The organism is Dyella psychrodurans, assembly GCF_003363265.1.
Lineage (GTDB): Bacteria > Pseudomonadota > Gammaproteobacteria > Xanthomonadales > Rhodanobacteraceae > Dyella_B > Dyella_B psychrodurans.
In genome coordinates this window covers 315,711-330,241 of sequence record NZ_QRBF01000001.1, presented here as the reverse complement: position 1 = coordinate 330,241, position 14,531 = coordinate 315,711, and the positions used below count along the sequence as shown (strand labels likewise).

Below are 14,531 nucleotides of genomic sequence, written 5' to 3'. Positions count from 1 at the left end.
CGGAATGTCCGTACCTCGCAAACCAGGTCAGCCGTGGCGGGCGGCAAAATCGTGCATGAAGACGACAAGCGTCTGCACGGCCTCCACCGGCACGGCGTTGTAGAGCGAAGCGCGCATGCCGCCCAGGGCTTTGTGTCCTTTCAACGCCATCAGGCCGGCCGCTTCCGACTCCTGCAGAAACAGCGAATCGAGCGCGCTGTCGTGCAAGGTAAAAGGGACATTCATGCGCGAACGCACGGCCGGATCGACGGGATTGCTGTAGAAACCGCCCGAGCCGTCGATGGCCGTGTACAGCAGCGCGGCCTTCAGACGATTGCGTTCGGCCATCGCCTGCAGGCCGCCGTTTTCCTTCAGCCACTGGAAGGTAAGGCCCGCGAGATACCAGCCCCATGTGTTGGGCGTGTTGAGCATGGAGCTGTTGGCGGCGTGCTCGGCGTAACGGAAGATTTTCGCCATCGGGCGCGCCTGCCGTTCAAGCAGGTCGCGGCGCACGATCATCAGCACCAATCCGGAAGGACCGATGTTTTTCTGCGCACCCGCGTAGATCAGCCCATAGCGGCTGACATCGACCGGCCAGGACAGGATGTTGGACGACATGTCCGCCACAAGGGGAACGTCGCCAACGCGCGGGACATCCTCGAACTCGACGCCGTGGATGGTTTCGTTGGTCGCGATGTGGACGTAAGCCGCCTTGGGGTCGAGATGCCACGTGTCGTGCGAGGGCATGCGCAGGTAGTTGTCGGCCTTGCTGGTCGCGGCGACATTGACGCGCACATACGGCGCCGCTTCGCTCGCGGCCTTTTCGCTCCAGTGACCGGTGATGATGTAGTCGGCACTCTCGCCCTCGCCCGCGAGGTTCATCGGTATCTGGGCAAAGTGCTGCGTGGCGCCGCCTTGCAGAAACAACACTGCGTAGTCGGATGGAATGCCCATCAGCTCGCGCAGATCCGCTTCGATCTGCTCGGTCATGGCGATAAACCGTTTGCCGCGATGGGATTGCTCCATCACCGAAGCGCCACTGCTGTTCCAATCGAGCAATTCGCGCTGTGCGCGCTCGAGCACTGGCAACGGCAGTGCCGCCGGTCCTGCGCTGAAATTCCAGATCCTGCTCACGCATCGTTTCCCGTCGAGGATGACCGCTGCATTATGGCGCGCCGCAGCAAGGCATCGTCAACGGGATGCAAGGCTTCCGTCTCGGATTTGTCAGAAATGCACAAACAGCAGTAGGGCTATTCCCAAAGCGAGTACGGCGGCGGTCACGATCAACCACCAGACCTCACCCCTTGGGCCAGCCGAATCTTCGGGCAGCGGTTCGGCGGGTGGGTCTGGCACCACGATCTCAGGCTCGGGTTCCAAGCCAGGAGCATCGAGGGCGAAACGGTGCATGCCTATGCCGATCTGGTCCCCCGGCAAAAGCACCGTCTGCCGGGTAGCGCTTCCATTCACCCGCACGGGGTAGCGCGACTCGATAGCCTGTTCGGTCTCGAGCCATAGGTGGGCGTCGCGCCAGAAAATGATCAGCGAGGCAGTTTCGCCCTGGGGAAGATCCAGGGGAAGGCGCCCGTGGAGGCCGAGCTCCAAGCGTTCCAGCACCGGGAGTACCTGTCCGGAGAGTGGCCCGGCAATCGCGCGCAGCGCGACGGTGTAGCGCTCCTGCTCGGGCATGCTGGGCGAAGTCCGTCCTTCCGGCGCTTCATCCGCGCACAGCAGCATCCGGCAATCGCCGACGCTCAAGGTATCGCCAGGACGCAGAATGGCGCGCTCGCGCACCGGCCGTGCGTTCACGTAGACGCGCGTGGCATCCGGCAATACTTCCAGCACCCAGCCGCGGCGATCCATGCAGATACGCAGGTGGTGCGCCGCAGCCTGGCCCGTGGCAAGTATCAGGTCGTTGTCGGGCTCGCTGCCGATGCGCAGCAGCGACTGACTCCAAGGAAAGCTTGCCCGGGTGGAATGAGGAAACTCGATGCGCATGAACTGGCCAACAACGTGACGGCGCGACTCTATCAGATGCGTAGGAACTATCGGCACCTATAACGTTTTATGATGCTCGATTACCTAAGCGAAGCCGACCATGCCAAGCATCGACATCCGCCGACCTCACGGCCTTTCCGAAGCCGACGCTCTCACTGTCATCAACAAAGTGGCCGACCGCATGCGCGAGAAGTTCGACGTCAAAAGCCGCTGGCAGGACGGCGCGCTGATGTTCGAGCGGCCGGGGATTAACGGCAAGATTGCTGTCGGCGGCGATGAAATCCACGTGAGCGCCCAGCTCGGAATGCTGTTTTCCCCGCTCAAGACCATGATCGAACAGGAAATCCGGCGAAAGCTCGACGAGCACTTCGCTTAACGCTTCTTTGACCGAAGTCCGAAACGTGGCATAATCGAGGGCTTACGCGGCCATGGTGGTCTGCGGCATCTCCCGGAACACATGGCCAAAGACGACGTCATTGAAATGGAAGGCACGGTTGTGGAAACCCTGCCCAACACCATGTTTCGTGTGCAGCTGGAAAACGGCCACATTGTCATTGCCCATATTTCAGGCCGCATGCGCAAGCACTACATCCGCATCCTCACGGGCGACAAGGTCAAGGTGGAAATGACGCCGTACGACCTGACCAAGGGGCGCATCACCTATCGCATGAAGTAAGCCGAGCGATTCGTCGGCGCTAAAAAAAGCCGCGCATGCTGCGCGGCTTTTTTGTTGCTTCATCGCTGGCTTGCGTCAGGACACGGTTGCCGGCACCGGCTCCGCCGCTTCGGTATTCACCTGCAGCTCGCCGTCGCGCACGCTCAGCATCACCTTGCCACCCTCGGCCAGCTTGCCGAACAGCAACTCGTCGGCCAGCACCCGCTTGACCTTCTCCTGGATCACACGGGCCATCGGGCGGGCGCCCATCTGCGGGTCGAAGCCGTGTTCGGCCAGCCAACGGCGGGCATCGGCGTCCACGTCCAGCGTCACGTGCTTCTCACTGAGCTGCGATTCCAGTTCGATCAGGAACTTGTCGACCACGCGCAGAATGTGGTCGAAGTCCAGCGCGTTGAACAGGATGATCGCATCGAGGCGGTTGCGGAATTCCGGCGTGAAGCTGCGGCGGATCACTTCCATGGCGTCCATCGAGTGGTTCTGCTTCACGAAACCGATGCCGCGGCGCGATGCCTGCTGCGCGCCCGCATTGGTGGTCATTACCACGACCACGTTCTTGAAGTTCGCTTCGCGGCCATTGGTGTCGGTGAGCACACCGCGGTCCATCACCTGCAGCAGGATGTTGAAGACATCCGGGTGCGCCTTCTCGATTTCGTCGAGCAGCAGCACCGCGTGCGGATGCTTGGTGACCGCTTCGGTCAGCAGACCGCCCTGGTCGAAACCGACGTAGCCCGGAGGCGCGCCGACCAGGCGCGAGACCGAATGCGCTTCCATGTACTCGGACATGTCGAAGCGGATCATCTCGATGCCCAGCTGCATCGCCAGCTGCTTGGTGACCTCGGTCTTGCCCACGCCGGTCGGTCCGGCGAGCAGGAAGCAACCGATCGGTTTGGACGGATCGGCCAGGCCCGAACGCGCCATCTTGATGGAAGCGGCCAGAGCTTCGATCGCCGGGTCCTGACCGAACACGACCATCTTGAGATTGCGCTCGAGATTCTTCAGCACGTCGCGATCGGACGCCGACACCTGCTTGGCCGGAATGCGCGCCATCTTGGCGACGATGTATTCCACCTCCGGCACATCGACCTTGCCGGTACGCTGATCGACCGGCAGCAGGCGCTGACGCGCACCCGCCTCGTCGATCACGTCGATGGCCTTGTCGGGAAGCAGGCGATCGGGAATGTGCTTGACCGACAGATCCACCGCCGCCTTCAGCGCCTCCACCGTGTAGGACACGTTGTGGTGCTCTTCGAAGCGCGATTTCAGACCCTTGAGGATCTCGAAGCTGTCCGCCACGGTGGGTTCGACCACGTCGATCTTCTGGAAGCGACGCGCCAGCGCGCGATCCTTCTCGAAAATGCCGCGGAATTCCTGGAACGTGGTGGAGCCGATGCAGCGCAGCTCACCCGATGCCAGCATCGGCTTGATCAGGTTGCTGGCGTCCATCGTGCCACCCGACGCGGAGCCCGCACCGATGATGGTGTGGATCTCGTCGATGAAGAGAATCGCACCGGTTTGCTTCTTCAGCTGACCGATGACGGCTTTCAGGCGCTTCTCGAAGTCGCCGCGATACTTGGTGCCGGCCACCAGTGCGCCGAGGTCCAGCGCCCAGATGGTGGCGTTCTCGAGCACTTCCGGCACTTCGCCGTCGACGATGCGCTTGGCCAGACCCTCGGCCAGCGCCGTCTTGCCCACGCCGGCTTCGCCGACGTAGAGCGGATTGTTCTTGCGGCGGCGGCACAGCACCTGGATGGTGCGTTCGATCTCGTCCTGGCGGCCGATCAGCGGGTCGATCTTGCCTTCCAGCGCCAGCTCGTTGAGGTTGGACGCATATTCGCCGAGCGGATTGCCCTTGCCCTCGCCGCTTTCCTCGGGGTCGCGCTCGCTGCCGGGCATGCTCGACGACGGCTCGTCGCCGATCTTGGCGATGCCGTGGGAGATGTAGTTCACGACGTCCAGGCGCGTAATTTCCTGCTGGTGCAGGAAGTACACCGCGTGCGAGTCCTTCTCGCCAAAGATGGCCACCAGCACGTTCGCGCCGGTCACTTCCTTACGGCCGGAAGACTGCACGTGATAGACCGCGCGTTGAAGTACGCGCTGGAAACCTAGCGTCGGCTGGGTATCGCGCTCGTCGCCATGCGGCAGCACCGGCACGGTCTCGGCGATGATTTTTTCCAGCTCATGAGTGAGACGCGGAAGATCCGCACCGCAGGCTCGCAGGGCACCCAGCGCCGACTGGTTCTCGGTGAGGGCGAGCAGCAAGTGCTCCACCGTCATGAACTCATGGCGTTGTTCGCGTGCCTGCTTGTAGCACTGGCCAATTGTGACTTCGAGATCCTTGCTGAACATCCGGACCTACTCCACTGCAATGATGGGCGGATTCACCGCGTTGGATGCAAAATGGGGGCCAACCAGACCTTTTCCAGTCAGACCTTTTCCATCGTGCATAACAGAGGATGCTGGTTGGCACGTGAATACTCGTTCACCTGGGTGACCTTGGTTTCGGCCACTTCCCGGGTGAACACCCCGCACACGCCCTTACCGCGGGTGTGTACGTGCAACATGATCTGTACGGCTTTCTCCTGGTCCATACCAAAGAAGCTACGCAGTACCTCGACCACAAAGTCCATAGGTGTGAAATCGTCATTGAGCAGCAAAACCTGAAATAGCGGCGGACGCGCTACTTCCGGTTTGGATACTTCGACGGTGAGTCCGTGTCCACCGCCATGTTCTTGTTCGGGTTCGTTCGCCATCGTTCCGGATTTGTGCCTGTTCGGTTCCAGTATACGCCTTGAGTGATTCTGCTCCTCGGCGGCCAGGCTTGAGGTAATGGCACAATAACGCCATTTCCAGTGCCCTCCCCCGGGCCTTTGACTCTCGATGACCCAGTGTGACAATTCCACGAACGACGTCTGGCGCCCGCGTGTCACGGTGGCCTGCGTCGTCAGCGACGGCGACCGTTACCTCATGGTTGAAGAGGAAGTAAACGGCCGTCTTGCCTATAACCAGCCAGCAGGCCATTTGGATGACAAGGAAAGCCTGCATCAAGCCGCCGTGCGCGAAACACGGGAAGAAACCGGCTGGACGGTGGAGCTCACCCACCTGATCGGCGTGCATCAGTGGCGCAGCAGCGAGCATGGCGAGGTCATCGTGCGCTTCACCTTTGCGGCAAAGCCCCTGCACCACGATCTTGAGCAACAGCTCGACACCGGCGTTCGCCGCGCGCTATGGCTGACACGGCGCGAAATCGCCGATCTGGGCGAGCGCCTGCGCAGCCCCATGGTGCTGATGACCATCGACGACTGGCTGGGCGGCCAGCGTCTGCCACTGTCCATCGTGGGCAACCTGATGCCCAACGGTGGCAATCCATGAAAGTGATGCTGGGCATTTCCGGCGGCGTCGATTCGTCGGTCGCTGCGCTGCTGCTGCAGCACGCAGGCTACGAGGTCGAAGGCCTGTTCATGCAGAACTGGGAAGAAGACGATCGCAGCGGCCCCTGCACCACCGACGCCGACCGCAAAGATGCCGTCGCCGTGTGCGGCCGTCTTGGCATTCCTTTCCATGCCCGCAATTTCGCCGCCGAATACTGGGATGGCGTGTTCGAGCACTTCCTGGCCGAATACCGCGCCGGTCGCACGCCCAACCCCGATGTCCTGTGCAACCGCGAGATCAAGTTCAAGACATTCCTGGATGAAGCGCGCGCGCTCGGAGCAGAAAAGATCGCCACCGGCCACTACGCAAGGGTCGATTGCGTCGACGGCCGCTATCGCCTGCTGCGCGCGGTCGACGCGAGCAAGGACCAGACTTACTTCCTTCACGCGCTGGGCCAGCAGCAACTGGCGGCCACGCTCTTCCCGGTCGGCGAAATCGAGAAATCGCGAGTGCGCGAAATGGCCCGCGACGCGGCGCTGCCCACCCACGCCAAGAAAGACTCCACCGGCATCTGCTTCATTGGCGAACGCGATTTCCGGCAGTTTCTGACGCAATACATCCCTGCCCGACCGGGCGAGATGCGAACCCCCGACGGTCGCCTGATCGGCGAGCACCAGGGCGTGATGTATTACACCCTGGGCCAACGCAACGGCTTGGGGATCGGCGGTCGCCAAGGGGCCAGCGGCGAAGCCTGGTACGTGGTCGGCAAGGATGTAGCGGCCAACGTGCTGTATGTCGCACAGGGCGGCGAAAGCCAGTGGCTGCATGCTCGGCGGCTGGTCGCCGAACCGCCTACGTGGGTGGCTGGAAACCCGCCGGCGACAGAGTTCCGCTGCACTGCCAAGACACGTTATCGCCAGAACGACCAGGACTGCGTGGTGTCCGTAAACGAGGATCGGATAGAAGTGCGCTTTGACGACCCTCAACGCGCCGTCACACCGGGGCAATCGGTGGTCTTTTACGACCGCGAGGAATGCCTGGGTGGCGCCGTCATCTCCGCGACCGACGCCGCCTTCGGCGGTCTCCACGACTCAGCAACGAGAGTACCCCTGCGTGTTTAATGCTTTAGCCATCAACGAGGAACGCGTACTGGCCCTGGCCGGACTGTTCCAGGCCTCGGCGCTTGCGCACCAGCTGGCCAACGAAGGGCGTTGCGACGATCTGGCCCTGGATGCCAGCCTCGCCAGCGTGTTTCGCATCGATGCCCCCTCGGTGATCGGCGTGTACGGCAACGTCTCCGGCATCCGCCTGGGACTGCGCACCTTGATCGGGCAGTTGGACGAAAACAGCCGCGACATGTCCGTCACCCGCATGGTTGTCACGGTGATGCGGCTGGAACGCAGCCTCGCCCATCGCAAGGATCTGCTCGACGACCTGCAGCAAGGCATCGTAGCGGCCAAACGGCAGGTGGATCATTTCGGCCTCAGCTCACCCCAGGTTTTCAGCCGGTTGGCTGGGCTCTACACCAACACTATCTCCACGTTGCGGCCCCGCGTGATGGTGACGGGCAACCCGCAATGGTTGCAGCAACCCGCGCTGGTGGAGCGTGTACGCGCCAGCCTGCTGGCAGCCGTGCGCTCGGCGGTGCTATGGCGACAGATCGGCGGTAGGCAATGGCAGCTGCTTCTGCATCGCCGTCAATGCAGCATGCTCGCACGCGGCCTGCTGACGGGCACCACTCTCGACAATCGCTGAATCAGCGCTCCGCGTCGATCACGCGCAGGCCCGGGCGCTGACGCGCCAGCCTGCGCAGCAGTTCCGCAAACGCCTGCAAGTCGCCGCGCCAGGGCGAGGCTTCGCGCCAATACAGCGCAATCTGCCGTCCTGTCGCCTGCCCCTTGATCTTCGCCAGAACGATGTCCGGCATCGAGGCGAGACGATCATGCGCAAGCGCCGGCACCAGCGCGTAGCCGCCACGCAGCGTGACCAGCGCAGCGAGACTCTCGAGGCTTACATCCTGCACGTAGCCCTCGCCATCGGCGTGACTCTCGGCCATCAAGATCGCATCGTTGGCTTCAAGTTGATCCAACGCGACGTTGCGTTTGCCGGCCAGCGGATGATCCGCACGCAGCATCAATTCCCATGGCTCGAAGAACAGCGGGCTCATGCAGATGCCACTGACGGTTGTTGCCGGCGGAGCCAGGACCGCATCCAACTCGCCTTCGTGCAGGCGACGCAGCAGGCCACGCGGCTTGCCCTCCGAAAGGCTCAAGCGCGCACCGGGAAAATGCTGGGGAAAGGGCTCGATCAGGTGCGGCAGCAAATAGGGCCCGAGCGAAACCGGCACACCGAGCCGCAGCTCGCCACCGAAAGCCACCGCACCGGCACGCGCGGCCTGTTGAAGATGTTCGGCGGCCAGCAATACCGCATCGATCTGCTCGAGCAGTCGCTGACCACCCGCAGTGGGCACGATGCGACGCCCGCCACGTTCGAACAAGGGCGCACCTAGCGCCTGCTCCACTTTCTGCACCTGATGCGACAAGCCGGACGGGCTGATGTGCATGGCGCGCGCGGCACTGTTGAAGCTGCCATAGCGATGCACCGCCTGCACCAGGGTTAGATCGCGCAACGACACTACCGATAGTTGGGAGGACATCATCCGCGCGTTCGCTCCATCGTTGCCTTGCGCGAAGCATAAACGACGAAGCCCGGCACCGGGCCGGGCTTCGCGTTCCGCTGACCTGAGGATCAGGCCTCGACGGTATCGGCGACCTGCTTGAAGTCTTCGATCTGGTCGAAGTTCATGTAGCGGTAGATCTTGTCGCCGTTGGCGTTGATCACGCCGATGTCGGTCATGTACTCCTGCTTGGTCGGGATGCGGCCCAGACGCGAGCAGATCGCCGCCAGTTCGGCCGAACCCAGGTACACGTTGGAGTTCTTGCCCAGGCGGTTCGGGAAGTTGCGCGTGGAGGTGGAGAACACCGTCGCGCCCTCGCGCACCTGCGCCTGGTTGCCCATGCACAGCGAGCAGCCCGGCATTTCCATGCGCGCACCGGCGGTGCCGAGCACGCCGTAATGGCCTTCCTCCGTGAGCTGCTTCTGATCCATCTTGGTCGGCGGCGCAACCCACAGCTTGGTCGGGATATCGCGCTTGCCTTCCAGCAGTTTCGACGCGGCACGGAAGTGGCCGATGTTGGTCATGCACGAACCGATGAACACCTCGTCGATCGCCGCGCCGGCGACATCGGAAAGCGTCTTCACGTCGTCCGGATCGTTCGGGCAGGCCACGATCGGCTCGTGCACGTCGGCGAGATCGATCTCGATCACGGCCGAGTATTCGGCGTCCGCATCGCGTTCCATCAGCTGCGGGTTGGCCAGCCATGCTTCCATCGCCTTGATGCGGCGCTGCAGGCTGCGCACGTCCTGGTAGCCCTGGGCGATCATGTACTTCAGCAAGGTGATGTTCGAGTTGAGGTACTCGATGATCGGTTCCTTGTTGAGATGCACCGTGCAGCCAGCGGCCGAACGCTCGGCGGACGCGTCGGAAAGTTCGAACGCCTGCTCCACCTTCAGATTCGGCAGACCTTCGATTTCGAGGATGCGGCCGGAGAAAATATTCTTCTTGCCCTGCTTGGCAACGGTGAGCAGACCCTGCTTGATCGCATACAGCGGGATCGCATTGACCAGATCGCGCAGCGTCACGCCCGGCTGCAGTTCGCCCTTGAAGCGAACGAGCACCGACTCGGGCATATCCAGCGGCATGACGCCGGTCGCCGCCGCGAAGGCCACGAGGCCGGAACCGGCCGGGAACGAAATACCGATCGGGAAACGCGTGTGGCTGTCGCCGCCGGTACCGACGGTGTCGGGCAGCAGCATGCGGTTGAGCCAGGAGTGGATCACGCCGTCACCCGGACGCAGGCTGATGCCGCCGCGGGTGGAGATGAAAGCGGGCAGCTCATGGTGGGTCTTCACGTCCACCGGCTTCGGATAAGCGGCGGTGTGGCAGAACGACTGCATGACGAGATCGGCCGAGAAGCCGAGGCAGGCCAGATCCTTCAGCTCATCGCGCGTCATCGGGCCGGTGGTGTCCTGCGAACCGACAGAGGTCATCTTCGGCTCGCAATAGGTGCCCGGACGAACGCCCTTGCCTTCCGGCAGGCCACAGGCGCGGCCGACCATCTTCTGCGCCAGCGTGTAACCCTTGCCGGTATCGGCCGGGCTCTGCGGCAGACGGAACAGGTTCGACGGCGCCAGGCCCAGCGCTTCGCGCGCCTTGGCGGTCAGGCCGCGGCCGATGATCAGCGGAATGCGGCCACCGGCTCGCACTTCATCGAACAGCACGTCGGACTTCACCTGGAATTCGGCGACGACCTGGCCGTTCTTCAACGCCTTGCCTTCATAGGGACGCAGCTCGATCACGTCGCCCATGTCCATCTTGGACACGTCGAGCTCGATCGGCAGTGCACCGGCATCTTCCATCGTGTTGTAGAAGATGGGCGCGATCTTGCTGCCCAGGCACACGCCGCCGAAGCGCTTGTTCGGAATGAACGGGATGTCTTCGCCCGTCCACCACAGCACGGAGTTGGTAGCGGACTTGCGGCTGGAACCGGTGCCGACCACGTCGCCGACATAGGCAACCAGATGGCCCTGATTCTTGAGATCGAGAATCTGCTGGATCGGGCCGCGCTTGCCGTCTTCTTCCGGCTGGAACGGTGCGCCGTCGCGCTTGTTCTTCAACATCGCGAGCGCGTGCAGCGGGATGTCCGGGCGCGTCGTCGCGTCGGGAGCCGGCGAGAGATCGTCGGTGTTGGTTTCGCCCGGTACCTTGAAGACGGTGATGGTGAGGCTCTGCGGCACTTCCGGACGGCTGGTGAACCATTCGGCATCGGCCCAGCTCTGTAGCACGGCCTTCGCGTTGGCATTGCCCTTGTCGGCCTTTTCCTTCACGTCATGGAAGGAGTCGAACATCAGCAAGGTCTTCTTCAGTGCTTCGGCAGCGATGCCGCCCACCTGCGCATCGTCGAGCAGTTCGATCAGCGGGTGGATGTTGTAGCCGCCAAGCATGGTGCCGAGCAGTTCGGTCGCCTTCTCGCGGGTGATCAGCACGCACTTCTCGGTGCCGAACGCCACGGCGGCGAGATACGAGGCCTTGACCTTGGCCGCGTCGTCCACGCCGGCCGGCACGCGATAGGCGATCAGTTCGACGAGGGACGCCTCTTCGCCAGCCGGCGGGTTCTTCAGCAGATCGACCAGATCGGCGGTCTGCTGGGCCGACAGGGGCAGCGGGGGAATGCCCAGCGCGGCGCGCTCGGCAACATGTTGGCGATAGGCTTGGAGCATGTGATCTCGTCCTTTGGCTGACAAAGGGGCTGCCTCCACCGGTAAAGGCGGAACGTCCCCGTAAATTAGGTTCGGCATGACCGCTGCCTGGGTCGGGCAAGCCGGAAAGCCCGCCCTCGTGCCGTTTCGGGCCTTATTTCAGACGCATATTTTGCCAGCCGCGCCGCAAGTGCCGCAATCGGAGATGGCATTTCCGGCTGCGTTCGAAATCTTGCAATGTGATCGTGTCGAAATGCCTCAAAGGTGGCTTGCGGGCCTTTCGATTTGTCCCAAACTTTGCGGCATCCCCAAAACGGAAGAAGCATCCCCTTTTCAATTCCCCTAACGTACGCTGGTCTAGCATTGCTCTGCTACGCCCCGTGCGTCCGCCTGACTTCAAGCAACAGGAGTTATCCCCATGCTGGATTCATTCGCCACCCGCGACACCCTGAAGGTCAACGGCAGCTCGTATCACATCGCCAGTCTGACCAAGCTGGGACAGCGCTTCGACATCAAGCGACTGCCCTACTCCATGAAGATCCTGCTGGAAAACCTGTTGCGCCACGAGGACGGCGTCAACGTCACCGCGAAGGAAATCGAAGCGGTGGCAAAATGGAATCCGAAGGCCGAACCCGACACCGAAATCTCTTTTATGCCCGCACGCGTGGTGCTGCAGGACTTCACCGGCGTCCCCTGCGTGGTCGACCTTGCCGCGATGCGCGATGCCGTGGTGAAGCTAGGCGGCGATGCGAAGCAGATCAATCCGCTCGCTCCCGCCGAACTAGTAATCGACCACTCGGTACAAGTCGATGTTTACGGTTCCGAGCAGGCGCTGGAGCAGAACGTCGAGATCGAATTTCATCGCAACCAGGAGCGCTACTCCTTCCTGCGCTGGGGCCAGAAGGCGTTCAATAACTTCAAAGTCGTGCCGCCGCGCACCGGCATCGTGCACCAGGTCAATCTCGAGCATCTTGCCCGTGTGGTATTCGCCAAAGAAGTCGACGGCGAGAACTGGCTGTATCCCGACACCGTATTCGGCACAGACTCGCACACCACGATGATCAACGGCATCGGTGTGCTGGGCTGGGGCGTGGGCGGCATCGAAGCGGAAGCGGCCATGCTGGGTCAGCCGTCGTCGATGCTGATTCCGCAAGTGGTCGGCTTCAAGCTCACGGGCAAACTCTCCGAAGGCGTGACTGCCACCGATCTGGTGCTGACCGTTACCCAGATGCTGCGCAAGCTTGGCGTCGTCGGCAAGTTCGTCGAATTCTTTGGCGACGGCTTGAAGCACTTGCCGCTCGCCGATCGCGCCACCATCGGCAACATGGCGCCGGAATACGGCGCGACGTGCGGCATCTTCCCCGTCGACCAGGAAGCGTTGAATTACCTGCGCTTGTCGGGTCGCAAAGAAGACCATATCGAACTCGTCAAAGCGTACGCGCAGGCTCAGGGATTGTGGCACGACGAGAACACTCCTCATGCCGAATTCACCACCACGCTGGAACTCGACCTCGCCGATGTGAAGCCGTCGCTCGCCGGCCCGAAACGTCCCCAGGATCGCGTGCTGCTCGAAGGCGTGAAGAAGAGTTTCCACGATGCTCTGGGGCCGCTGGTCGCGAACCGCAAATCCAACGGCGATGGCGGCAGCTTCCAGAATGAAGGTGGCGCCGCCGCCATCGGCAACGTGGCCAACAACATCACCAACACGGGCGTGCGCGTAGAAAAGGACGGCGCAAGTTTCACGCTCGGTGACGGTGCGGTAGTGATCGCGGCGATCACCTCGTGCACCAACACCTCCAACCCTGCCGTGATGCTGGGCGCCGGCCTGCTCGCTAAAAAAGCCGCTGCCAAGGGCCTGACGGCGAAGCCCTGGGTGAAGACCTCGATCGGGCCTGGCTCACTCGTGGTGACCGACTATCTGGAAAAAACCGGGCTGCTCAAGGAACTGGAAAAAGTCGGGTTCTACATTGTCGGCTACGGATGCACCACATGCATCGGCAACTCCGGTCCGCTGCCGCAGGAAATCAGCAAGGGTATTGCCGAGGGCGATCTTGCCGTCGCATCCGTGCTGTCCGGCAATCGCAATTTCGAAGGCCGCGTGCATCCGGAAGTGAAGATGAACTATCTCGCTTCTCCGCCGCTGGTGGTTGCCTATGCGCTCGCCGGTTCGCTGGATGTGGATCTCTCGAAAGATCCGCTCGGCCAGGACAAGGATGGCAAGCCGGTCTATCTGAAAGATATCTGGCCGAGCAACAAGGAAATCTCCGACGTGATCGCCGGTGCGATCAATCCGCAGATGTTCGAGAAGAACTACGCCGACGTATTCAAGGGCGACAGCCGCTGGAACAACATCGCCTCGCCGGACGGCTCGGTCTACAAGTGGGACGATTCCACCTACATCAAGAACCCGCCCTACTTCGAGGGCATGACGATGGAGACGGGCAAGATCGAGGACATCCACGGTGCACGCGTGCTGGGATTGTTCGGCGATTCGATCACCACCGACCACATCTCGCCGGCCGGCTCGATCAAGAAAGACAGCCCTGCCGGCCGCTTCCTGATCTCCAAGGGCGTGGAACCGAAGGACTTCAACTCCTATGGATCGCGCCGCGGCAATGATGACGTGATGGTCCGCGGCACGTTCGCCAACATTCGCATCAAGAACCTGATGCTCAACGGCGTGGAAGGTGGCTACACGCTGTACGTGCCCTCGGGCGAACAGATGGCCATCTACGACGCGGCCATGAAGTACAAGGCCGACAAGACGCCGCTGATCGTGATCGCAGGCAAGGAGTACGGCACGGGTTCATCGCGCGACTGGGCGGCGAAAGGCACCTTGTTGCTCGGCGTGAAGGCGGTGATCGCCGAAAGCTTCGAGCGCATCCATCGCTCCAACCTGGTCGGCATGGGCGTGCTGCCGCTGCAGTTCAAGGACGGCGAGAACGCCAAGTCGCTGGGATTGACGGGCAAGGAAACCTTCGAGATCACCGGACTCGAGGATGGCGAATCGAAGGAAGCCACGGTGGTTGCCAAGGGCGACGGCGGCGAGAAGAAGTTCACGGTGAAAGTGCTGTTGCTGACGCCGAAGGAACGCGAGTTCTTCCGTCACGGTGGCATCTTGCAGTACGTGCTGCGTCAGCTGGCCGGCAAGAAGGCTGCCTGATCAGCAGGCCGTGAAGACGCTGCCTCTTGG

At 62.2% G+C, this 14,531-nt stretch carries 12 protein-coding genes; 6 read left to right on the top strand and 6 right to left on the bottom strand.

All coding sequences use genetic code 11. The features are described from left to right. Positions 1-27: 27 nt before the first annotated feature. Positions 28-1,113, bottom strand: coding sequence for a 3-phosphoserine/phosphohydroxythreonine transaminase (serC, locus tag DWU99_RS01640; RefSeq protein ID WP_115476257.1), 1,086 nt, complete (start codon positions 1,111-1,113; stop codon positions 28-30). 90 nt (positions 1,114-1,203) lie between these two features. Further along, the gene (locus DWU99_RS01635) at positions 1,204-1,974 is read right to left on the bottom strand and encodes an FHA domain-containing protein (protein ID WP_115476256.1); all 771 of its coding nucleotides are present in this window, start codon (positions 1,972-1,974) and stop codon (positions 1,204-1,206) included. Positions 1,975-2,074: 100 nt separating this feature from the next. Between DWU99_RS01635 and DWU99_RS01630 the strand changes: the two genes are divergently transcribed. Together DWU99_RS01630 and infA are read left to right on the top strand one after the other, a co-directional pair. Further along, a complete protein-coding gene (locus DWU99_RS01630; RefSeq protein ID WP_115476255.1) occupies positions 2,075-2,350 on the top strand; it encodes a polyhydroxyalkanoic acid system family protein in 276 nt (91 codons plus the stop codon). Between the two features lie 81 nt (positions 2,351-2,431). After that, complete coding sequence (infA, locus tag DWU99_RS01625; RefSeq protein WP_115476254.1) at positions 2,432-2,650, top strand: translation initiation factor IF-1; 219 nt, start codon at positions 2,432-2,434, stop codon at positions 2,648-2,650. A gap of 75 nt (positions 2,651-2,725) precedes the next feature. Here infA and clpA read toward each other — a convergent pair whose 3' ends face one another. Then, positions 2,726-4,996, bottom strand: a complete 2,271-nt coding sequence (gene clpA, locus DWU99_RS01620) for an ATP-dependent Clp protease ATP-binding subunit ClpA (protein ID WP_115476253.1) — start codon at positions 4,994-4,996, stop codon at positions 2,726-2,728. 77 nt (positions 4,997-5,073) lie between these two features. Continuing rightward, positions 5,074-5,400 carry an ATP-dependent Clp protease adapter ClpS gene (clpS, locus tag DWU99_RS01615; protein WP_115476252.1) on the bottom strand — a complete coding sequence of 109 codons (327 nt, stop codon included), beginning with the start codon at positions 5,398-5,400 and terminating at the stop codon, positions 5,074-5,076. A gap of 127 nt (positions 5,401-5,527) precedes the next feature. Here clpS and DWU99_RS01610 point away from each other — a divergent pair, with 127 nt between their 5' ends. From DWU99_RS01610 to hflD, 3 genes are read left to right on the top strand one after another with little or no spacing between them, the layout of a single operon-like run. Then, entirely contained in the window at positions 5,528-6,019 is a 492-nt protein-coding gene (locus DWU99_RS01610) for an NUDIX hydrolase (protein WP_115476251.1), read from the top strand. Further along, entirely contained in the window at positions 6,016-7,140 is a 1,125-nt protein-coding gene (gene mnmA / locus DWU99_RS01605; protein ID WP_115476250.1) for a tRNA 2-thiouridine(34) synthase MnmA, read from the top strand. Before DWU99_RS01610 ends, mnmA begins: the two co-directional genes overlap by 4 nt. A gap of 10 nt (positions 7,141-7,150) precedes the next feature. Next, the gene (gene hflD / locus DWU99_RS01600) at positions 7,151-7,774 is read left to right on the top strand and encodes a high frequency lysogenization protein HflD (RefSeq protein ID WP_115477134.1); all 624 of its coding nucleotides are present in this window, start codon (positions 7,151-7,153) and stop codon (positions 7,772-7,774) included. Between the two features lies 1 nt (position 7,775). Here the strand turns inward: hflD and DWU99_RS01595 are convergent, their stop codons facing one another. Further along, positions 7,776-8,678, bottom strand: a complete 903-nt coding sequence (locus tag DWU99_RS01595) for a LysR family transcriptional regulator (protein ID WP_115476249.1) — start codon at positions 8,676-8,678, stop codon at positions 7,776-7,778. Between the two features lie 89 nt (positions 8,679-8,767). Further along, positions 8,768-11,359 carry a bifunctional aconitate hydratase 2/2-methylisocitrate dehydratase gene (gene acnB / locus DWU99_RS01590; RefSeq protein WP_115476248.1) on the bottom strand — a complete coding sequence of 864 codons (2,592 nt, stop codon included), beginning with the start codon at positions 11,357-11,359 and terminating at the stop codon, positions 8,768-8,770. Between the two features lie 397 nt (positions 11,360-11,756). Between acnB and acnA the strand changes: the two genes are divergently transcribed. After that, on the top strand, positions 11,757-14,501 hold the full coding sequence (acnA, locus tag DWU99_RS01585) for an aconitate hydratase AcnA (protein ID WP_115476247.1): 2,745 nt from the start codon (positions 11,757-11,759) through the stop codon (positions 14,499-14,501). The last annotated feature ends 30 nt before the right edge of the window (positions 14,502-14,531 follow it).